This is a genomic window from Janthinobacterium sp. PSRC1-1, assembly GCF_049897525.1.
Lineage (GTDB): Bacteria > Pseudomonadota > Gammaproteobacteria > Burkholderiales > Burkholderiaceae_D > Janthinobacterium > Janthinobacterium tructae.
Genome location: NZ_JAFCWK010000003.1, coordinates 359,838 through 380,441 on the forward strand (window position 1 = coordinate 359,838; position 20,604 = coordinate 380,441).

At 56.3% G+C, this 20,604-nt stretch carries 18 protein-coding genes; 17 read left to right on the forward strand and 1 reads right to left on the reverse strand.

Annotated features, from left to right (window positions below; all coding sequences use genetic code 11):
- The first annotated feature begins 240 nt into the window (after positions 1 to 240).
- The 17 genes from ACP7DW_RS08250 (at position 241) to gluQRS (ending at position 18,054) form a co-directional block, all read left to right on the forward strand.
- The gene (locus ACP7DW_RS08250; protein ID WP_096238318.1) at positions 241 to 1,053 is read left to right on the forward strand and encodes an outer envelope protein; all 813 of its coding nucleotides are present in this window, start codon (positions 241 to 243) and stop codon (positions 1,051 to 1,053) included.
- Between the two features lie 78 nt (positions 1,054 to 1,131).
- On the forward strand, positions 1,132 to 2,973 hold the full coding sequence (gene tssF / locus ACP7DW_RS08255) for a type VI secretion system baseplate subunit TssF (RefSeq protein WP_426054585.1): 1,842 nt from the start codon (positions 1,132 to 1,134) through the stop codon (positions 2,971 to 2,973).
- A complete protein-coding gene (tssG, locus tag ACP7DW_RS08260) occupies positions 2,937 to 3,977 on the forward strand; it encodes a type VI secretion system baseplate subunit TssG (RefSeq protein WP_426054584.1) in 1,041 nt (346 codons plus the stop codon). Before tssF ends, tssG begins: the two co-directional genes overlap by 37 nt.
- Positions 3,978 to 4,054: 77 nt before the next feature.
- On the forward strand, positions 4,055 to 6,196 hold the full coding sequence (locus ACP7DW_RS08265; protein WP_426054583.1) for a type VI secretion system Vgr family protein: 2,142 nt from the start codon (positions 4,055 to 4,057) through the stop codon (positions 6,194 to 6,196).
- Between the two features lie 2 nt (positions 6,197 to 6,198).
- Positions 6,199 to 7,497 carry a DUF2169 family type VI secretion system accessory protein gene (locus ACP7DW_RS08270; protein WP_426054582.1) on the forward strand — a complete coding sequence of 433 codons (1,299 nt, stop codon included), beginning with the start codon at positions 6,199 to 6,201 and terminating at the stop codon, positions 7,495 to 7,497.
- Positions 7,494 to 12,449 carry a glycohydrolase toxin TNT-related protein gene (locus ACP7DW_RS08275; RefSeq protein WP_426054581.1) on the forward strand — a complete coding sequence of 1,652 codons (4,956 nt, stop codon included), beginning with the start codon at positions 7,494 to 7,496 and terminating at the stop codon, positions 12,447 to 12,449. The genes ACP7DW_RS08270 and ACP7DW_RS08275 overlap by 4 nt, the downstream gene beginning before the upstream one ends.
- A complete protein-coding gene (locus ACP7DW_RS08280) occupies positions 12,431 to 12,682 on the forward strand; it encodes a hypothetical protein (protein WP_426054580.1) in 252 nt (83 codons plus the stop codon). Before ACP7DW_RS08275 ends, ACP7DW_RS08280 begins: the two co-directional genes overlap by 19 nt.
- A 259-nt stretch (positions 12,683 to 12,941) precedes the next feature.
- Positions 12,942 to 13,217, forward strand: a complete 276-nt coding sequence (locus tag ACP7DW_RS08285; protein WP_426054579.1) for a hypothetical protein — start codon at positions 12,942 to 12,944, stop codon at positions 13,215 to 13,217.
- A 123-nt stretch (positions 13,218 to 13,340) separates the two neighbouring features.
- On the forward strand, positions 13,341 to 13,616 hold the full coding sequence (locus ACP7DW_RS08290) for a hypothetical protein (protein ID WP_426054578.1): 276 nt from the start codon (positions 13,341 to 13,343) through the stop codon (positions 13,614 to 13,616).
- A gap of 51 nt (positions 13,617 to 13,667) precedes the next feature.
- On the forward strand, positions 13,668 to 14,084 hold the full coding sequence (locus tag ACP7DW_RS08295; protein ID WP_426054577.1) for a hypothetical protein: 417 nt from the start codon (positions 13,668 to 13,670) through the stop codon (positions 14,082 to 14,084).
- A 77-nt stretch (positions 14,085 to 14,161) separates the two neighbouring features.
- Positions 14,162 to 14,638, forward strand: a complete 477-nt coding sequence (locus ACP7DW_RS08300; RefSeq protein ID WP_426054576.1) for a hypothetical protein — start codon at positions 14,162 to 14,164, stop codon at positions 14,636 to 14,638.
- A 14-nt stretch (positions 14,639 to 14,652) separates the two neighbouring features.
- On the forward strand, positions 14,653 to 14,973 hold the full coding sequence (locus ACP7DW_RS08305) for a hypothetical protein (protein WP_426054575.1): 321 nt from the start codon (positions 14,653 to 14,655) through the stop codon (positions 14,971 to 14,973).
- Complete coding sequence (locus ACP7DW_RS08310; RefSeq protein ID WP_426054574.1) at positions 14,957 to 15,379, forward strand: hypothetical protein; 423 nt, start codon at positions 14,957 to 14,959, stop codon at positions 15,377 to 15,379. Before ACP7DW_RS08305 ends, ACP7DW_RS08310 begins: the two co-directional genes overlap by 17 nt.
- 30 nt (positions 15,380 to 15,409) lie before the next feature.
- The gene (locus ACP7DW_RS08315) at positions 15,410 to 15,637 is read left to right on the forward strand and encodes a hypothetical protein (RefSeq protein WP_426085200.1); all 228 of its coding nucleotides are present in this window, start codon (positions 15,410 to 15,412) and stop codon (positions 15,635 to 15,637) included.
- A 46-nt stretch (positions 15,638 to 15,683) separates the two neighbouring features.
- The gene (locus ACP7DW_RS08320; protein WP_426054573.1) at positions 15,684 to 16,094 is read left to right on the forward strand and encodes a VOC family protein; all 411 of its coding nucleotides are present in this window, start codon (positions 15,684 to 15,686) and stop codon (positions 16,092 to 16,094) included.
- A gap of 52 nt (positions 16,095 to 16,146) precedes the next feature.
- Positions 16,147 to 16,998 carry a hypothetical protein gene (locus ACP7DW_RS08325; RefSeq protein WP_426054572.1) on the forward strand — a complete coding sequence of 284 codons (852 nt, stop codon included), beginning with the start codon at positions 16,147 to 16,149 and terminating at the stop codon, positions 16,996 to 16,998.
- Positions 16,999 to 17,124: 126 nt separating this feature from the next.
- Positions 17,125 to 18,054 (forward strand): tRNA glutamyl-Q(34) synthetase GluQRS, encoded by a 930-nt coding sequence (gene gluQRS, locus ACP7DW_RS08330; RefSeq protein ID WP_426054571.1) that lies wholly within the window; start codon positions 17,125 to 17,127, stop codon positions 18,052 to 18,054.
- A gap of 76 nt (positions 18,055 to 18,130) precedes the next feature.
- Here the strand turns inward: gluQRS and ACP7DW_RS08335 are convergent, their stop codons facing one another.
- Positions 18,131 to 20,362 carry a TonB-dependent receptor gene (locus ACP7DW_RS08335; RefSeq protein ID WP_426054570.1) on the reverse strand — a complete coding sequence of 744 codons (2,232 nt, stop codon included), beginning with the start codon at positions 20,360 to 20,362 and terminating at the stop codon, positions 18,131 to 18,133.
- Positions 20,363 to 20,604 lie beyond the last annotated feature (242 nt).

Here is a 20,604-nt window from a genome sequence, read left to right on the forward strand (position 1 = left end):
AGATGCGATGATTATATGCAAGAAATGATAGTAGGTATGTAAATACTGCATATTATCTGATGCCGCGCCTCTCGCATCATGGATTGAACGGCGCGCATTCTGCGGCAACGCAGCGCATCATGCGCCCTACGCGCCCCGCCATCCCTTGTATCCGTTTTCCAACACCGCCATCAGGAGCCGAAAGTGCCAAAAATCTTACCGTGTCTGTTGCCTTGCCTGTGCCTTGCCACGACCCTGGGCCTGGGAGCGACCGCCCAGGCTGCCGAATGGAGCGACACCGCGCTCAGCTGGCGCGCCGGCAGTGACTACCGCGAGCCGTTCAATCCCGATGACATCAAGAAAAACATCTTTGCCATCACGCACGCCAGCGGCTACAAATACGGCAGCAACTTCGTCAACCTCGATTTCCTCATGTCCGACAGCAAGGACCCTGGCGCGCTGGGCAAGACGTCCGGCGCGCAAGAGGCGTATCTGGTGTACCGCAACACCATCGACATCGGCAAGGTGCGCGGCAGCGACATCAAGTTCGGCCCCGTGCGCGGCGTCGGCGTCACCCTGGGTTTCGACGTCAACACGAAAAATGACGTCGGCTACAACTCGCGCAAGCGCATGCTGGTGGCCGGCCCGACCTTGATGTGGGACGTGCCCGGCTTCTTCAATACCAGCCTGCTGTTGCTGCGTGAAAGCAATGCCCCCAGCGGCGCCTTCCCGCCCATCTCGCAAGTGACGGGCCGCTACACGTATAAAACGCACGCCATGCTGACGGGCGCCTGGGGCATTCCCCTGTCGCCGCTGTTCTCGTTCGAAGGCTTCTTTAACCTCATCGATTCAAAAGGCAACGATGAAGTGGGACGCAAGACGGCGGTGGAAACGAATATCGACATGCAGGTGATGTTCGACGTGGGCGCGGCCCTGGGCAGTCCGAAAAATACCTTCCGCGTGGGCCTGGAATACCAGTACTGGAAAAACAAGTTCGGCAACTCGGCCGCCACCACGGGCAACGTGGGCCAGACGGCGAAGACGCCGATGATACGCGCGGAGTACCATTTCTAAGAATCATTGTCACGCATCAACATCCACCTTCGCGCCTGATGCCAGCATGAAGCTTTCCAGCTGGCGGAGAGCGCGACCGTGGAACAACTGCTGCCGTATTACGAGCGTGAGCTGGGCTTGTTTCGCCAGTACACGCGCGAGTTTTCCAGCCGCTATCCGAAAGCGGCCGGGCGCCTGCTGATCGCCGGCGACACCTGCGAAGATCCGCATGTCGAACGCCTGATCCAGTCCGTCGCCCTGCTCACGGCCAGGGTCGCCAAGCGCCTCGACGACGCCTATCCGCAATTCACCCATGCCCTGCTCGACACCCTGTACCCGCACTATCTGCGGCCGTTTCCCTCGTGCTCCATCGTGCGCATCGCCGCCGACGAGGCGCCCGGTGGCGGCCAGCTGGCCCAGCTTGTGCATGTCCCGCGCGGCACCGTGCTGCGCTCGCAGCCGGTGCAAGGCGTGGCCTGCAAGTTCACCAGCGCGTATGACGTGACCCTGGCGCCGCTGGCCATTTCTCGCCTGCATTTTTCTGCCATCATCGACGCGCCGCCCGGCCTGCGCCTGCCCGACGGCGCCAGCGCCTTGCTCAGCATTCAATTCACCAGCGGCAGCGACAACTACCACTTGGATCAGCCGGGTTTTTCCAGCCTGCGCCTGTTTGCCGATGGCGAACCGTCCGTGCGCGCGGCCCTGCTCGACGCCCTGTTCCTGCGCGGCGCGGGCGCGTACGTGGCGCTGGATGACCACAGCCCGTGGCTGGCCGTCGATGGCACGCCGCTGGCGCCGGCCGGTTACGAAGAAAACGATGCGCTGATCCCCTTCTCGTCCCGTTCGCACCCGGCGCTGCGCCTGCTGACCGAGTATTTCGCCTTTCCGGAAAAATTCCATTTCATCGATATCGCCTGGTCGCGGCTGGCGGCCCTGTTGCCGAAGCAATGCCGCCAGTTCACCTTGCACCTGCCCCTCAAGGGCGTGCGCAGCGACAGCCACGAGGCGCGGCTCTTGTCCGGCGTCAGCCGCGACAACCTCTTGCCGGGATGCACGCCTGTCGTCAACCTGTTTGCCAAGTCCGGCGTGCCGATCCGCCTCACACATACCGAGCCCGACTACGCCCTGGTAGCCGATGCCACGCATGCGTTCGCCTACGACATCCACAGCATCGAGGCCGTCACCGTGGTGCGCAAGGACGAGGCCGGCGACCGCCTGAGCACCTTCTTGCCGCTGTATGCCTCGCTGCAAGGTGCCCAGGCAGAGCAGGGACAGTATTGGTTGGCGCGCCGCGACGAAGCCGTGGCGGCCATCAGCCCCGGCCATGAAATGCGCCTGAGCCTGATCGACCCGCAGTTTTCCCCGGACAGCACGGCCTGCGCCACCGTCTCGACACAGCTGCTGTGCAGCAACCGCGACTTGCCCACGCAGTTGCATTACGGCTTGTCCGGCGGCGACCTGCTGGCCGAAGACGTGCCCGACGGCATCCCCGCGCGCTTCCTGCGCAAGCCCACGCCCGGCATGCGCTTCCTGGCGGACACGCACTGGCGACTGATTGCGCACCTGTCGCTCAACTACGCCAGCCTGACGCAAGCGGGCCTGGGCGAATTCCAGAAAATGCTCAGCCTGTACGACCTGCCCCGCTCACCCACCACGCAGCGCCTGATCCAGGGCATCGTCACGCTCGACCACGGCATCACGCGCGCGTGGATGCCAACCGTGCCGTTCCCCACCCTGATGCCCGGCATCGCCATCCGCCTGGGCATCGACGAACAAGCCTTCGTCGGCAGCAGCATCTATATTTTCGCCCAGGTGCTGCAGCGCTATTTCGCCCTGAACAGCCAGCTCAACTGCTTTAGCCAACTGACGCTGCTATCCCATCGCAGCGGCGAGGAAATCCTACGATGCACGGAACGCAGCGCCGACGCCACCCCAGCGTGATCCAGCAATTGCTCGACGTGCCGCAGCGCTTCGAGTGCTTCCAGGCGCTGCGCCTGCTGCTGGCGTGGCTGGCCGAACACGGCATCGATGAGCACGCGGCGCTGGCAAAGATCCTGCGCTTCGACAACAGCGTCTCGCTGCGCTTTCCCGTCAGCCAGATCGAGGCGCTGGCGACCAACGGCATCGCCGATGCCGAAGCCTTGCTGCAGGCGCTGCTATCGGGTCATTTACAACATATCCACCTCACGCCCGCCTTCATGGGCTTGCTGGGTTGCCAGGGCAGCTTGCCCAGCCACTATTCGGAGCGCATCACCGCGCACCAGCATAGCGAGCGCGACACCAGCGCGCGCGCTTTTCTCGACCTGTTTTCCAGCCGTGCCGTCACCCTGTTTTACCAGGCGTGGCAAAAATACCGCATCGAGCAGGCCGGCCACAGCGGCACCTTCCTGTCGCGCCTGCTGGACCTGGCCGCGTGCCAGCCTGGCCAGGACGAGGTGGCGATCGGCCTGTACAGCGGCTTGCTGCAGCAACGCAACATCTCGTCCATCGTCATGGCGCGCATCCTCGGCGACCACTTTGGCGTGCCCTGCCACATCGACGAAGCGACGGGCGCCATGGACGCGCTGGCGCCGCGCGAACAAACGGCGCTGGGCATGGCCAATGCCGTGCTGGGCCAGCGCGCCACCATCGGCGAGCGCTGCCGCCGCCCCGACCTGGCCGTACGCCTGCGCCTCGGTCCGCTCACGGCGCAGCAGCACGCCAGCTTTCTGCCGCGCGCCCCTGCTAGCCAAGCGCTGCGGCAGATGCTGATGCTGTTCGGCCAGCCGCTCGTGCGCTACGAGATCGTGCTGGTGCTGCACGCCAGCGAGGTGCGGGGACTGGCATTGACGAGCGCGCCACAAGGCGGACTCGGCTGCAACAGTTTCCTCGGCAACGACGCCACACCGCGCCACCGCGACGACATGCATTACGAAATGCAATTGATGCCCTCGTTCAAAGATTGAACCTTGCGGCGGCGCAAAACGCCTGTGTTCGCTATTGCTACAGTCCGTCAACGATTCCTACCGTGAAGCGATGCGCGATGAGCCAGTTCCCCGATACGACGGCGGCATGGACGGCATTACTGGACGACATGCAGGGCCAGCGCCTGCTGCGCCTGCACTTCCCGCATGGCGACGGCCCTGCCGGCATCCAGTTGCTGGCCAACAGCCTGGATGCCAGCGAAAGCCTGTCGCGCGATTTTTCCCATGTGGTGGAAGTGCTGTCCGACGACGCCGCCATCGCGCTCGACAAGGTGATGGGCAAGATGGTGACCATCGAACTGGTGCGCGAAGACGGTACCTTGCGCTACTTCAATGGTTACGTGTTCGAGTTCCGCTTCCTGCGCACGGACGGTGGCTTCGCCTTTTATGAAATGGTGCTGGAGCCGTGGCTGGCACATCTGCACTTGCGGCAAAACAATGTAGCCTTCCACGGCTTGACGGTGGCAGCGCTGACGGACAAGGTCTTCGATGACTACCTGATGCGCGACTACAAGCTGGCAGCCAGCGGCCTGGACCCCGCCATCACCTACACGTGCCAGCACAACGAGAGCGACCACAACCTGCTGCACCGGCATTGGGAACAGCTGGGCTGGCACTACCGCTACGAACACCGCCTTGACGGCCACACCTTGTGGCTGGACGACGACAGCACTACCGGCAAGCCCATCGATGGAGAATCGAACGCCATGCCCTTCCAGCACCAGGCCGGTTCCCTGGAGGACGATGGCGTGCATCAATGGAGCGCGGTGCGGCGCATGGCCCCGGCCCAGATGACGGTGGCCAGTTTCAACTTCAAGAATCCGCGCAGCGCCCGCGCCAGCCGCGACTCGCTGAACCGGCAAGGCGCCGTGCCGTCCCTGGAAGTGTATGAAAACACGGGCAGTTACGGTTTTAAAAACATCGACGATGGCGAAGCCCTGGCCCAGCGCCGCATGGAAGAGGTTGATGCCCAGGGCCAGCTGTTCGAGGCGCAGGGCAATGACCGCACGGCGCAGCCGGGACGCTGGTTCACCCTGGACGGGCATTTCGACAGCGCAGCTGGCGAATACCTGATCCTGTCCGTGCACCACTACGCCAGCAACAACTACCAGCAAGGGCACGGCGCCACCTCGCACTACAGCAACACATTTACCTGCATCCCCCGCGCCACTCCCTGGCGCCCCGGCCGCAATTTTCATAGCCGCGAACCGAAGATCTACGGCGTGCAGACGGCGACCGTCGTCGGGCCGCCCGGCGAGGAAATCCATACGGACGGTTATGGACGGGTGAAGGTGCAATTCCACTGGGACCGCCTGGGCACCTTCGACGACAAAAGTTCGCCGTGGATAAGAGTGATATCGAACTGGGCCGGCCCGAATTTCGGCCACATCAGCCTGCCCCGGGTGGGCATGGAAGTGGCCGTCCAATTTCTCGACGGTAACGTCGCCATGCCCATCATCATCGGCTGCGTCTACAACGCGCGCAATATGCCGCCGTGGGAGCTACCGGCCAACAAGACGCAAAGCGGCATGCTGAGCCGCTCCTCGAAAAAAGGTTCCACCGCGCACGCCAACGCCTTGCGCTTCGAAGACCGCAAGGACGCGGAAGAGCTGTGGCTGCATGCGGAAAAAGACCAGCGCATCGAAGTCGAGCATGACGAATCGCACTGGGTGGGCAATGACCGCAGGAAAACCGTCGACCGCGATGAAACCGTGCACGTCAAGCGCGACCGCACGGAAACGGTGGACCACGATGAAGACATCACCGTGCACAACAACCGCCGTGAGCGCGTCGACCATGACGAACACATCGACATCGGCGACAACCGCCGCGAACACGTGGGCGGCAACGAGCAGGTGCAAATCGACGGCCACCGTTCGGAACGGGTGACCCTGGCCAAGGACGAAACCATCGGCCTGGCCAAGGTGCTGACCATCGGCGCGGCCTACCAGACCACCGTCATCGGCGCCATGAACACCACCGTGGTGCTGGCGCAGGCCGAGCAGATCGGCCTGACGAAAAGCGTCATCGTCGGCGCCGACAGCACGCTCACGGCCACCGATTCGCACACGATGACGGTAGGCACGTCCAGCATCACCATCACGCCGGGACGCATCGAACTCGTTGCCGATGAAATCATCATCCGCGGCAGATCGAAGGTGCAGATCCATGGCGACGACATCGACAACAACCCGGGCTGACGATGAACGACGCCGGCACAGCCCATTTCAACATCCCCAACCTGCTGTTCGACAACCGCACGCCGCACGCGGCCAGCCAGTTCGACATGGTCGATCAATTCGGCGAGGCCTTTCACGTCGTGGTGGCGCGCATGGGCTACGCGCTTGGCCCCTGCGGCGCGGACGGCCTGGCCAGCCTGCTGCCCATAGTGCGTCAGTCGCCGCTGGCCACTGAAGACCGGCACCTGGACGGCGACACGCAGGCGGGCACCGTTCAGGAAAGCGACTTCGCGCCCTATAAACCGCGCTGCGACGTGATCGTCAATGGCGTGGCGCACGCGCCGCGCGGGCAGGCGATGCCGCAATTTCTCGTCAATATCAAGGTGAAGTCGGAAAAGAAGATTCTGGTCGACAAGACCCTGCAAGTGAGTGGCGAGCGCGCCTTCCGCAAGAAAGCCATCCTCACGCGCCTGGCGCAGGGCTGCGCCCGCATCGCCACGGTGGGTTTGCTGCGGCCCAATCCGTGGCAGCTATCCGCACCGGTAGCGTTCCTGCAACTGCCGCTGCGCTACGCCTACGCGTATGGCGGCCAATGCCGCATCGAGGCCGATGACTGCAACGCGGCGGCGCACGATTCCTGCCAGTCCAACCCGCTGGGACGCGGTTTCGCGCGGCACTGGTACCTGGATGCGAAACATATCGACGAGGTGCCCGCACCGCGCATCACGGATGCATCTCTGCCATGCACGGCCGCCCAGTTCTGGCAAGGCGCCGGCGGCAAGGAGCTGCCCGCGCCGGCGGGGCTGGCCGTGATCGGCCGTGGCTGGTTGCCGCGCCGCGCACTGGCCGGCAGCATCGTCGTCAAGGATCAATGGGATGCCGACGAAGTCCCTGCCCTGCCGGAAGACTTCGATTTCGCGTACTGGAACAGCACGCCACCCGACCAGCAATGTCCGTACCTGGCGGGACGGGAGCAATTTACGCTGACCAATCTGTGCCGCCACGACCATCGCTCGGCCCGCATCGACCCGCGCGGCAACACCGTGCTGCGCTTCGCCTTGCCCGAACAAGTAATGTGCCTGCTGCTGGCGGACAAGAACGATCAGTTGCTCGTCTGGCGCCTGGCCATCGATACGGTGCTGATCGATCCTGAGGCGGCCACCATGGAACTGGTCTGGCGCGCCATCGTGCCGGCCGACGCGGGCCAGGTCGCCTCGCGCCTGCTGCACCTGATGGAGCCGGCGCAGATCGCCCGCATCGAACTGCTGGAACAGGCGCAGGAAGCACTAAGCGAAGCCGCCAGGCAGGGCAAGAAACCATGACGAATGAAACCGTCACCAAAGCCTCGCGCTTCTATTGCGTCAGCCTCAGCCCCGACATTTGCAAGACGCCAGTCGGCTCCAGCACGCCACCTATTCCCTACAACATCATCGGCGAATTTTCAGAGGCGCAGAACGCCTCGCCCAACGTCAAGTCGCACAGCGAACCCGTCATCCTGCATCAGCGCAGCACCATTCCCACCGTCAGGGGCGACGCGGCCGGCAAGGCGGGTGGCGTCAAGAGCGGCACCGTCGGCAAGCAGGTCGACACCAAGGTCGCCAGCGCCATCCACCGCGCCAACGGCGCCAGCTTAGTACAGATGGGGCGCGAAGTATGGATGAATTCGCGCAATACCGTGGGCAAGATTTATGAACGGGGCGGAGAGGCGGCCAAGCCCGTGCTCAAGGAACTGAAGGCGGCGATACGGGAAGCGGCACAAGACTACAAGGATCATGGTTCGAAGAGCATGCATGGCGCCGCCGAAGACCTCGTGGATGCGGGCGGCGCAGTCCTGACAGGCAGCGCCGTGCTGGGTGTCGCCGGACTGGGCGCTGCGGCAACCGGCGTTGGCCTGCCGGCAGCTGCCGCGATGGAAACAGCGGCAGCAACCGGCGCGGTTGCCGGCACGGCGACCCTTGCGACAGGCACGGCAATGGAAGCGTCGGCCACGGTGCTCGACCAGGCGGCCGATTACCTATTGACAGGCAAGACACCAGATTTGCTCAATACCGCCTCGGACATGGTCATGAATGCGGCAGGCACATTATTGCAAACGGCGGTGTTCGGCAAGGTTCCTGGCGGAAAAATACTGAGCAAGTTCCTCGGCAAGAAAGCGGCACCGACCATCAACAAGGTCAAGGAAAAGATTGTCGGCAAAAAACCGGACAAGCCGCCCCCAAAACTCGACAAACCTCCCCCAAAAAACGGCGGCGACGACGGCAAGAGCCGCGGCAAGAAGGAGCCGAAATCGGAGCCGCCATCCGACTGCTGCCCCAAGGATAGCGGCCCCGCAAAAAAACCCGTCAAGGGCCGCAAGCCCGTGCATTTCGGCACGGGACAGGAAATCCTGTACCAGACGGATTTCGCGCTCGAACGCAGCATCCCCATCGCCTGGACGCGCTGCTACCGTTCCGGCGCCGAATGCGAGGACTGGGGCTTGCTGGGCGCGCGCTGGTCTACGCCCTACACCACCAGCCTGTCGCTGTGCGATGCGGGCATCGTGTTGCACGATGACAGCGGCCGCGCCCTGCGCCTGCCTGGCCTGGAACCGGGCCAGCAACACGACAGCCGCAAGGAAGGTTTTACGCTGACGCGCGACGGCGCCGACACTTTTACCGTGCTGTGGCGCGACGGCAGCGTCGACCGCTACGCGCACGCTGAAGGCGGCTGGCTGCCGCACGGCTACGACGGCGTCAACGCCATGCTGGCCCCGTCCGCTCCCGTCGCAACGCAACGCTTTGCACTCGTGCGTAGCGAAGGGCGCGATGGGCGCGGCATCAGCATCGAACGGTTGATCGATGCAAAACCGGGCGAAGTAGTGCTGCGCCTGCGCAGCGACGATGGCGCCGTGCTCGAAGCCATGCGCGGGGAGTCGGAAAAGACCATCCACATAGGAAGAGTCGACGAGGTGTTGCCAGACGGCAGCCGCCTCTGCCACGTCCGCTACGCCTATGCCGTCGAGACGAACGATACCCTGGCGCCCTTCGCGCCGCGCCACAACCTGATCAGCCAGTCGAATGCGCTCGGTGACACGCGTTGCTACAGCTATCGTCACCACCTGCTCACGTCGTGCAGCAGCTACACGGGTTTTAGTTACGAGCTGGAATGGATCAGCCTGGACGCGCTGCGCGCCCGCTGGAGCGGTTCCCCCTTGAGCGAGCAGGAGCTGGTCGAACGTTTCCCCGTCACCGTGGCCAACAGCTACCAGGCGCGCGCCATCGCCACCCGGGCGTGCGATGGCAGCGAGCACACGCGCATCGATTACGTGGACAACGACACCAGCCGCGTCGCGGAAAACGGCGGCGTCCTCGAATACACCTTCGACGCCAACTGGCTGGTCACCGAAGTGCGCCGCGTCATCGATGGCAAAACCGCCTCGCTGGGCCGGCGCGAGTGGGACCGCGACGGCATGCTGCTGGCCGATATCGACGCCAACGGCGCCGCTATCCACTACACCTACGATGCGGCCGGCAACCTGACCCGCAGCATCGATGCCAAGGGAAACGGCAGCAACATCGCATACGATGGCCAGAACCAGCCCGTCGCCTTCACGGATGCGCTGGGCAACACCGCACGCCGCGAATACGATGCGGCAGGTCGTCCCGTCAGCATCACGGATGCGCTGGGCCACGTCACGCGCTACCGCTACGACCAGCGCGGCCAACTGGTGGAACTGATCGACGCCAGGGGCGGCAGCAAGCATTTTCAGTACAACCGACAGGGCTTGCTTACCAGCTACACGGACTGTTCTGGCCACAGCAGCGAATACAGCTACGACAAGCAGGGAAGATTGACGGCTGCGCGCGATGCCATGGGCCACGTCAGCAGCTATGAGTACGATGGCCTCGGCCGCCTGACCGGGCTCATCGCACCAGACAAAACACGGGAACACTACGCCTACGATGCAGACGGCAATCTGGTCTTGCACGTGGATGGCGCCGGCCAGCAGACGCGCTACCGCTACAACGGCCAGGGCTTGCCGGTGGAACGCACGGACGCCATTGGCCAGTCTTTACAGTATCGCTACGATAGCGCGCTGCAACTGACGGAATTGATCAACGCCAAGGGCGAAAGTTATCAACTCGCGTATCACGCGGAAGGCTGGCTGACGTCGGAAACGGGCTTCGATGGCAAGCGCACGCAATACAGCTATGACCAGGCCGGCAACCTGACCGCCAGCGAGTGCGGCAGCCAGCGCACGCAGCTGCTGCGCGACGCGCTCGGCTTGTTGCAAGTCAAGACCACGGCGGACGGCGTGGTGCGCTACGCCTACGATGCACTGGGCCGCCTGACGGCCGTCTCCGCGCCGCAAGCCGAACAGCGCTTTGTCCACGACGCCCTGGGCCAGCTGATCGAAGAGCGCAGCGCCTGCTTTTTGCAAACGCTGCCCGAGATGGCCAGGTTGCCGAATGCCCCGCGCGTGCCGGATGCCAGCTTTGTCATGACGCATGCCTATGATGAGCTGGGCAACCGCATCCAGACGGTCTTGCCGAACGGACGCCGCATCGATACCTTGCGCTATGGTTCCGGCCACTGGCATGGCGTGCTGTGGCAAGGCAAGGCCGTGGTCGATGTCGAGCGCGACAAGCTGCACCGCGAAAAGCAGCGGCAGCTGGGCAGCAGCGGTTTGCTCGCCACGCGCCAGTACGACCCGCAATCGCGGCTCACGCAGCTGACCCTGGCGCGTGGCGCCGATGCGCCCGTCCCCGTGCGCGAACGCCGCTTCGACTACGATGCGCAGGGCAACCTGACCACCATTTTTCAAACAGGCGCCACCGCTACCGGCCCGCTCGGCAAACTCAGCTACACCTACGACCCCGTCGGCCAACTGCTGGCCGCCGTGCAACCGGGCCTGGCCGAACACTTCGCCTTCGATCCGGCAGGCAATCTGCTCGACACGGCTCCCGCCACCGGCAACGTACTGACACGCTACGGCGATACTGAATACGATTACGACGAGCAAGGCAATGCCACCGGCAAGCGCTTCCATCCGCCGGGCAGGGAGTCGACGTGGAGCGATCTGGCGCTCGAATACGACGCCGAAAACCGCCTCAGCCAAGCCACCAGGACGGAACGCCAATCGCGCCACCGCGCCCACTATTTCTATGACGCCTTCAGCCGCCGCATCGCCAAACGGGTAGAAGAAGCACGCTGGAGCAATCGGCAGGACATCACCAAAGACCAGCCCGCACGCACGAGCTCCGCCACCACCTTCTTCGTCTGGGATGGCGACACGCTGGCACAGGAACTTGGGCAGGAAGACACGGTCACATACCTGTACGAGCCGGACAGCTTCGTGCCGCTGGCCAGGATCGCTTCGCCAGCCTGCCGCCAGACCAGCACGGTCCACCTGCCGCGCGTGGCCCAATGGGATTTGCCTGCCACCAGGCACGACGCCGAACTGCAGGCCGCCATTGAGCAAGAACAAGCGGACACCGAAACGCTGCAGGTATCGGCATGGCAAGGTATCCAAGCGGCAGCCGATGACGCGGCAACACACGACCGCATCACCCACTACCACTGCGATCACCTGGGCACGCCACGCGAGCTGACGGATGCGCAAGGGAACGTGATCTGGAGCGGACGCTACAAAGCTTGGGGACGCTTGCTGCACGTCGAAGGAGAAATCAAGCAGCCGCTGCGGTTTCAGGGGCAGTATGAGGATGGGGAAACGGGGCTGTTTTACAATCGCTATAGGTATTATGACCCAGAGCCAGGACGTTACCTGACGCAAGATCCAATAGGTCTATTAGGCGGTATCAACAGTTACTTCTATTCACCAAGTCCTACCATGATGACCGATCCATTAGGTCTAGTATGTGGTAAAGCAAATCCCTCAAAAGTTGACAAAGATCATAACGGTAGATTTAGAGATCAGTATGGCAGGTTTGCTGCTGATCCAGGCTGGCCGACAAATCGTGGCTTCAATGATATACCTAATAAATTTTCACTATTACCAATGACAAGCATAGATCGATTCGGGTATCCCGGTGGAACTTTTGTATCCCCTCAAGGAGTAAAATTTTCACATAGAGCACTACCCCAATCATACCAGAATGGAAAACCTTATCATGTATATCAAGTCTTAAAACCAATCCAAGTGGACGCTGGGTTAGCAGCGCCGTGGTTCAACCAGGTTGGCATGGGAATGCAATATGAGCTACCTGTCCCTGTCGACGATTTAATTAAAAATGGATCCTTAATAGAAGTTTTGCCATGCGGGCCAATACCTTGAAAGACGCTATGAAAATTCCAGAAATGCTAAATATCATAAAAAGCAAAAATATCCCGGACGATGCATATTCAATAAATAGAAAATTACAGGATGAAAGTTTGTGCATGCAAAAAAATGACAACCTTTGGGAAATTTTCTATTATGAACGTGGCATAAAGACCTCATTTCATACATTTGAAAATGAAGATAATGCCTGTGAATATTTCATGAAAGAATTAAATGAATGGTTCTAAAAAAATAATCAACAATCATATTCATAAAAAAGCAATAATTTCTCAAGGGCCGACATAGATATTGCGAAATCCAAGGGAATAGGGAAATTTAAATATAAAGGTTATTTAGGCACTACGAGTGGAGCATTAAAATGATACAACTCGAAAAATGAAAATATTTACAATTTATAAAAAGACAATTTTTATCTTAATTGTTGTTTTCACACACATCACCAGCACAAAATATTGAGTCCAACAATGAAATTAAAGGAGAAAAATTATGGAAAAGGTCCGACAATTTGATGACGAAATTTCTGGGAAATATTTTAGATATACAACAATTGCATATATTGATTTTGAAAAAAAACAAAAAAATATTGAGGATTTTAAAATATTAATTAGGGACGACAATCAACAAGTCGAAATAATTTTTATGCCCAATCTTGCCCCAGGAGAACACCAAAGTTTAGGAGGAGAAACATCCTTAGGATACGCAGTAACATATTTTATTTCAAAAAAAGACTACATCATTATCAGATCATATCGTCATAGATAGCCAAATTTTAAAAATTAAATAAATATCAATTGCATAACGAGTGTTTAAGCTATCAATAAATTCAAAAAATATTGATATAACACAACGCGTACATACCGTCTCAAAAAAACTATAAAATAAAAAATGGAAAACTCAGAAAATGTGAATTATATGATATTAGGAAAATATTTTATATATTCCATTATAGCCTATGAGGATTTTGAAAAAAAACAAAAAAATATTGAAGATTTCATTATCTACATAAAAGATGAGGATAATAAAATAGAATTAACATTCCACCCAAACCTTGCAAAGGGAGAGAATCCAATACTAGGAGGGAAAACCTCGCTGGGTCGAACGGTGGTCTATCTTATATCAAAAAAAGACAAGAAAATAATTAAAATCAATTATCAAAAATGAATTTCATTAAATTACATTAAAGCAAGTTATCAAAGTCCTGCAAACGCAGCCATGTTAAAAATTGCACAAAATATCATCGTCATCAATGTATCTGCCGACGACGACAATGTTTTCAATGGCCATATTGAACCTATATTTAGTTACTACCTACACAACTCACCAAACTATGAACAAGAGAAAATTCTTGATCGCTTCGAAAAAAGCAAATCCCTGAGATTGCGCATGATTGTGGCCGAATTCCACATGTGGAAAAATCATGTTTTGAAAGGCTTGCACATGATGGCAAAAATACTTGATGAGGAAAATATAGATCATGCTATCGCTGATTCTATTTGCATGTGGATCGCGCAAAAGAGAACTCCGGAACTACGGAACTCTTTTCTTCATGAAGCGGCGCAGGAACGAAAAAAAGGAAATATTTCCTATGCCAAGACTCTGGAGTGGATATGCGAAAATCTCATCCGTTAGCGGTCAAGGCATAGTGTCCGGTTGGAGATTATCGTATTACCACTCCGTACCAGGTCATCCGGAAAGGTTTCAAAAAAATGAAAAAAATATCTTTTGATACAAAAAATGGTTATCTCCTATTGGACGGCATCATGATGGCACCACTTAACGAATCTGAGTTTATTAAAATTGCAAAAGAAAATGACATTGAAATAGAAGACAACGAAACAAATACCTATGTGCATAATTTATCAACGTGCGGAAGCTTGAATGAATTTGAATTTGGCATAAATTTTACTTTTGAAAATTATTGTATGAAAAGCGTTTGGCTATCGTGGGATGGGGGAAACACAAAAAAATATGGATATAACACGACAGAGTACCAATTAATATCCGACAAAAACAGGCTGGCCAAATTACTTGCTAAAGTCTTGGAAAAAGGTCCTGATGAGATAAAGAAAACATTCTCCGCATTTAATTTTTCATGGGGCAACATTTCAGCTTCAGCATCTCTTCAATCAACGATGGATTCAATTGGAATATCCTGGAATATGCACTATTTTCATACGCAATAAATCAAAGGACAAAAATGAAAATTCTTATTTATCCACATAAGGAATTTTTGTCAAGTATGAAGTTTGAAATTGGAAATGGAACTGATATCCAAATTAAGCTATCGAAGGCTTGGAATGCCAAACTAATAACGCCAGAAATAATAAATCTACTGATCGATGAAAATTCAGAGGGAAAGAGTTGGAAATATGTGTTTTGCATTTTTTTAAATCCGAGTTTCTTCTCCGCTTATTTTTATGCCCAATCAGAAAACTATAGGGTAAGCCTGGTTGATGAAAAAAATAAACTGATAAAATTTCATAAAATTAAAACTATTGATCATGGATACATTTCCTGATATTAAACTTAAAAATGGATATTTTTCCGCAAACGAATCGATCATTCTATTTAGAGGAATGAAAAGAAAAAATCTACACTCGATGGATCAAGACTGGGAAGCATGGATAAAGTATGAGGAGGAGGTAATCGCCTACAAAACAAGTTTCAAACGAAAAAAATTGAGAATAATTGTTATTTGTTTTTTTGAGAAAGATGATGGACCCATAAAATACTGGGATTTTGGTCCGGAAAATTGCATGGATGGTTTTCAGTCTAAACCCGAAGGAAAATATACAAGAAGATTGAGACGCTGGTTTCTGGATGAGTTTGGCATCATTCTGCCGCAAGCAGGGCCATGGGGGGAAATAGACGCCTGTCACGATCCACATAATCAAACCACATCCGTTTTTTGTGCCTATCAATAAAATCAATATCGAATTCAGATTACCATATAGATGAATATTTCAGATATTGCACACGAGATGGCAATTTTAAGCATTCCATCAAATGCTTTCTCGATTGGCGATCCGACTCAGGATGAGAGTCTGTGCATCAGAGAAAAAAATGGATGTTGGGAAGTTTTTTACTATGAACGAGGAATAAAGACAGGTCTTCGCGTTTTCAAAGAAGAACATGAAGCCTGTGAAGATTTTTTATTCATAATAAAATCCTGGTTTATGTAATTTGAAAAATATTCTTCGTATTTATCCTCTCTCCCAAGAGATAACCATGAAATCCAGAAAAAATTGCATGTTAAATACAATCAATATAGGAATACTTTGCCTGAATTTTGACGAAGCAAAAAAATTTTACATTGATAATCTCGGATTTTTTATTACGATGGATAGCACCATTCAGTGTGATTCAGGTACCAGTCGCCGCCTCACGATGGCTCACGAGTCCAACAAAAAATTCTCAATAGAATTCATGCATCCTTCAAACATTGAACAAGCACATCGCGTAGGCAGCAAAGGTGGCACGATCAATCTATTCACTTTACCAACGAAGAATATTGACACGCTCAAGGAGCGACTGGAGAAAACTGCTTTTTCCGTCAGTTACGTAGAGACTCCCTACGCAAGTTTTCTGAACGTCGAAGATCCGATGGGGAACAATATTTGCCTCTACGAACCGTGCTGAATCACTGCAATAATTCATACGAGATGCCTCATTCGAAATTCCGCATAACAGAATGAAAAAATTTGAAATCCCAGGCTATATTTTTGATTTCATTGATGGATTACTGCTCGTCAATGGAGAGATTGTATTATCGAAAAAAACGCCAGCAAACGATTTCATAAATAGCATTATCAATATATTCCATACCAAACCCACAACAACAGGGACTGGGATGTATATTTTTGATATCAACGGATGGGTAGGCGATTACGTTGTCGAGTTAATTATTGTAAAAGAAAATTTCCCAGTAATAGATTACATAATAATGCATTACTTTGAAAATAATTCCGTAGGCAACGGCGTGAGTGACTCATCGCTAGTCAAACAAATTCAAAAAAAGTCTGGCATTTCCGGCCAAGTGAAAGGCCTATCAGAAATAGTATTTCAATTTTCATGGGGGAGCATCGTCGTACAGCATGACATAAAACTATCTTCCTCATGCATAATATTGCAGTACAAAGTAGCCAGAAAATCACCCATCCGATTGAAAATGAACGATCATTGTGAATCGTATACCAACATAGATAAATCTATAGAAGTGCAGCAACGAATAGTAGCATCCATCAAAAATAGTGATACATTTTTCCCAAAAGCAAGTGAGATACATTGGCTGAATTTATTGAAGAAGCTACCTCGAAAATTAAAAATCTGTCTTCTCGATGAAATTTCTTTTGAAAATACATTGATAGCATTGTATTCTTCAGACTGGCCAGATGAGGGGAGCGTTGTAGCACTGCTCAGTAACAAGTTCAGAACGAAGGAATTCGACAAGGATTTACATTTCAGAGAACTGAATGACGCGCATTACTGCAAGGAAGAAATTTCATATGTTGAAGATAACGTTACGCATTTAATTATTAATTAGGCAGCCCGCGAACAACCCAGGATTTGACTTGCCCATCGCCCTGCACGATACTTGCCGCTGTCGCCAAAGCTCCCCACCCTGAGCAATAAACCATCAGCGCCTGTCACCACCGCCTACACTCACAGCATGCCGTCTCCGAACTCTCCCACCGCCCCCTACATCGGCCGCTTCGCCCCCTCTCCCTCCGGCCCTCTGCACATGGGCTCGCTCGTTGCCGCCATGGCCAGCTATCTCGATGCGAAGGTGCATCGCGGCACGTGGCTGCTGCGCATCGAGGATCTGGACTATGACCGCAATGTCGAGGGCGCCGATATGGCGATCCTGGCTACCCTGCAACGCTGCGGCATGACGTGGGATGGCGAGGCGACATGGCAGAGCCGCAGGCTGCCGCTGTATGAGGCGGCGCTGAAGCGCTTGCAGGACGCTGGCCTCGTGTATGCGTGCGGCTGTTCGCGCAAGGAGATCCACGATTCGGTGTTGCAGGCGGGTGTCCCCAAGGGCGGGGCCGCCGTGTATCCGGGCAACTGCCGCCACGGCCTGGCGCCGGGCAAGGCGGCGCGGGCCTTGCGGTTGCGCGTGCCAGAGGGGCCGCAAGCCGTGTATGGCTTCACCGACCGCTGGCATGGTCCGCAGCGGCAGGACCTGGCCGGCGAGGTGGGCGACTTCGTCGTGCTGCGCGGCGATGGTTACTGGGCGTACCAGCTGGCCGTGGTGGTTGACGATGGCGTGCAGGGCATCACGCAGGTGGTGCGCGGGGCGGATTTGCTCGATTCCACGCCGCGCCAGCTGTATCTGCAGGACGTGCTGGGCTTGCCGCATCCGGGCTTTCTGCACGTGCCTGTCGTCAACAATGCCAGCGGCGAGAAACTGTCGAAGCAGACGGGCGCCCTCGCCTTCGATACTGGCACGCATGCCGGCGAACTGCTGGCGTCGGCGCTGCTGCTGGCCGCCCGCTTCCTCGGTCTCGACGTGCGCGCCGACGACGTGGAAGACTTCTGGCGGCAAGCCATTCCCGCCTGGGCGCAGCGGCTGGCGCGCCTTCCCGAGCGCACATAAAAAAACCCGCCGCGGCGCAAACCGGGCAGGTTGAAGCAGGCGCTGGCCGCAAGGGCCGGCGCCTCGTATCAGGCAATTAGAAGTTGCCTTTAAACTGCACACCAAATTGACGTGGCTCATTGATGAAGCCCGTGCGGTTGTTGAAGTCGATGGCGCCCGTGATGCGGCGGGTATCGGTGATGTTGCGGCCAAACGCGGCCACTTCATACTTGCCGGCATCCCAGATGTAGCCTACGCGCAAGCCGCCTTCCAGCAACGATTTGCCCGTGTATTCGGCCGCTTCGTACAGGAAGAAGTTGATCTTGCTGCGGTATGCCCAGTCCGTGAACAGGAACAGTTCGCCGTTTTCCAGCGGGATCGAATAGCGGCCGGTGGCCGTGACGATCCATTTTGGCGCCTGTGGCAGCGGATTGCCGTTGATGACGACGTTGCCGGCGGCATTGATCGGATCAAGAATGGTGCAGGAAGCAAAACCGCATTTGCTGACGGCCAGGCCAGCGTCATTGATCTGGGTGAAGTTGTAGCTGCCACCCAGGGACATTTTCAGGCTAGGCGTCACGAAGCCTTCCAGGTCCAGCTCAACGCCACGGCCGCTGGTCTTGGCAGCATTGATCAGCCGGTTGACGTTCGCGCTGCCGCCAACCACGGTCAGTTGCTGGTTCTTGATCTCGTAATCGTAAATGCTGAAGGCGACGCGGGCGCGGCGGTTGAACAAGTCAGCCTTGATGCCGGCCTCGTAGGACAGGATGGTTTCCGCATCAGCGATGGTGACAGGCACCTTGTCGCCAGCTGGTGCGATACTCGGCGCGCGGAAGCCGGTGGCGATGCGGGCGTAGAAGTTCACGTCCTTATTGTATTTATAGGTGCCGCTCAAGTCCCAGTTGACCTTGCCCTTGCTGACATCGGCGCTGGTGGGGGAGATTTGCTTCACGCGATCCGCTTCGACCGTGTTGAAATCCTTCTTGTCCTTGGTATAGCGCAAGCCGCCGCGCAACATGAAATCTTCGTTGACGGCGTAGTTGACGGAACCGAAGGCGGCCCAGGCCTTGTTTTTCTGATGGCTGGCCACGTGCGAGGTCAGCGCACCCGTGTCGCTGTTGAAGTTGTCGGTGAAACCGTTGGCATCTTCATCGAAGAAGTACAGGCCCGACTGCCAGTTCAAAGGACCGGCGTTTTTCGATTCGACGCGGAACTCCTGGCTGTACTGGGTGACGCCGCTGATGCCGCCAGCCGTCTCTACCTGGAATGGCAAATTATTCGAAGGGCCAGGTACGCCGCCGTCGATGTCGCCATGGCTCAGGTAATTGTTGACCTTTTCATAGCCGGTGATCGAGAACAGCTTGACGCTGTCCAGGTCCCAGCTCAGGCGGGCGCTGGCGCCGCTGGTGCGCAGGCGCTGGAAGTTCTGACCATTGGTGTACGATTTTTGCGGGTCGAAACCATCGACCAGGTCATTCGTGCCCTTCTTGATTGCATTGGCGAAGAACAGGCGCGCGCTGCCGGTCGTGGTGCGCTGATGCACATTGAACAGGGCGTTGAACGTGGTGTTCGGTGCGTACAGCAGTTGCACGCGTTCGGCGTGTTCGTTGTAGCCGTCCAGCGCATCTTTCTTGCCCGTAAACGTGTTGTCGACATAATTGTCGCGGTGCTGGCGCAGGGTCGAGACACGCAGCGCCCATTCTTTGCTCAGCGGCACGTTGACGGCGCCATCGACATTGCTGGTGTTGTGCGTGGCCATGGAAACGTTGTAATAGCCTTCAACCTTCTCCAGCTTCGGCTTGGCCGATTCGAATTTCACCACGCCGGCCGGCGTGTTGCGGCCGAACAGGGTGCCTTGCGGGCCGCGCAGCACTTCCACGCCGGCCACGTCAAAAATCGGATAGCCCTTGAGGATCGGATTTTCTTGCACGACATCGTCGTAAATCAGGGAAACAGGCTGCGATGCAAAGATGTTGAAGTCGGTATTGCCGTAGCCGCGGATGTAGAAGCGGGGGAAGGTGCGGCCGTTCGACGATTCCACGTTCAGGCTAGGCACTTTGCCGGCCAGCACGCGGATATCTTGTCCGCCGGATACCAGCACGTCGAGCTTCTCGTCGCGCAGCAGCGATACGGAAACGGGCACGTCGCGGATATTTTCCTTGCGGCGCTGCGCCGTCACGGTCACGGTTTCCAGCTGGCTGGCGGCAGGGGTCGTATCAGCAGCGACTTCATCAGCATAGGCCGAGCCGATAGGCAAGGCAGCGGACAGTGCCAGCATGGCGGCGCTTTTGGCGCACAAACGCTGGTGCATCTTGGACATCTTGATCATGTTGTTTCCCAGAAGTTTAAAAAAGTATTGCGAAACCTGTCTCCGGCTTATGTACGGCGCTGGATGATCGTTTGCACCATCTCGGTGCAGCAGCGCAAGCGGATGTTTCTCCGCTCCTGGCGTCACTGGCTCTGCCCTGGCTGTCGTCCAAGCTGACAGCGGTGGCGGCCGCATCTCTGGGATGTCTGATGAACACCAACTTTTAAATAAGGCGCCAATTTAATTCACGCGCCTGATGCGCT

Coding starts and splice junctions, on each gene's coding strand:
- tssG (WP_426054584.1), top strand. CDS start 2,937: ATGCACGGAACGCAGCGCCGACGCCACCCCAGCGTGATCCAGCAATTG.
- ACP7DW_RS08265 (WP_426054583.1), top strand. CDS start 4,055: ATGAGCCAGTTCCCCGATACGACGGCGGCATGGACGGCATTACTGGAC.
- ACP7DW_RS08270 (WP_426054582.1), top strand. CDS start 6,199: ATGAACGACGCCGGCACAGCCCATTTCAACATCCCCAACCTGCTGTTC.
- ACP7DW_RS08275 (WP_426054581.1), top strand. CDS start 7,494: ATGACGAATGAAACCGTCACCAAAGCCTCGCGCTTCTATTGCGTCAGC.
- ACP7DW_RS08280 (WP_426054580.1), top strand. CDS start 12,431: ATGCGGGCCAATACCTTGAAAGACGCTATGAAAATTCCAGAAATGCTA.
- ACP7DW_RS08285 (WP_426054579.1), top strand. CDS start 12,942: ATGGAAAAGGTCCGACAATTTGATGACGAAATTTCTGGGAAATATTTT.
- ACP7DW_RS08290 (WP_426054578.1), top strand. CDS start 13,341: ATGGAAAACTCAGAAAATGTGAATTATATGATATTAGGAAAATATTTT.
- ACP7DW_RS08295 (WP_426054577.1), top strand. CDS start 13,668: ATGTTAAAAATTGCACAAAATATCATCGTCATCAATGTATCTGCCGAC.
- ACP7DW_RS08300 (WP_426054576.1), top strand. CDS start 14,162: ATGAAAAAAATATCTTTTGATACAAAAAATGGTTATCTCCTATTGGAC.
- ACP7DW_RS08305 (WP_426054575.1), top strand. CDS start 14,653: ATGAAAATTCTTATTTATCCACATAAGGAATTTTTGTCAAGTATGAAG.
- ACP7DW_RS08310 (WP_426054574.1), top strand. CDS start 14,957: ATGGATACATTTCCTGATATTAAACTTAAAAATGGATATTTTTCCGCA.
- ACP7DW_RS08315 (WP_426085200.1), top strand. CDS start 15,410: ATGAATATTTCAGATATTGCACACGAGATGGCAATTTTAAGCATTCCA.
- ACP7DW_RS08320 (WP_426054573.1), top strand. CDS start 15,684: ATGAAATCCAGAAAAAATTGCATGTTAAATACAATCAATATAGGAATA.
- ACP7DW_RS08325 (WP_426054572.1), top strand. CDS start 16,147: ATGAAAAAATTTGAAATCCCAGGCTATATTTTTGATTTCATTGATGGA.
- gluQRS (WP_426054571.1), top strand. CDS start 17,125: ATGCCGTCTCCGAACTCTCCCACCGCCCCCTACATCGGCCGCTTCGCC.
- ACP7DW_RS08335 (WP_426054570.1), bottom strand. CDS start 20,362: ATGATCAAGATGTCCAAGATGCACCAGCGTTTGTGCGCCAAAAGCGCC.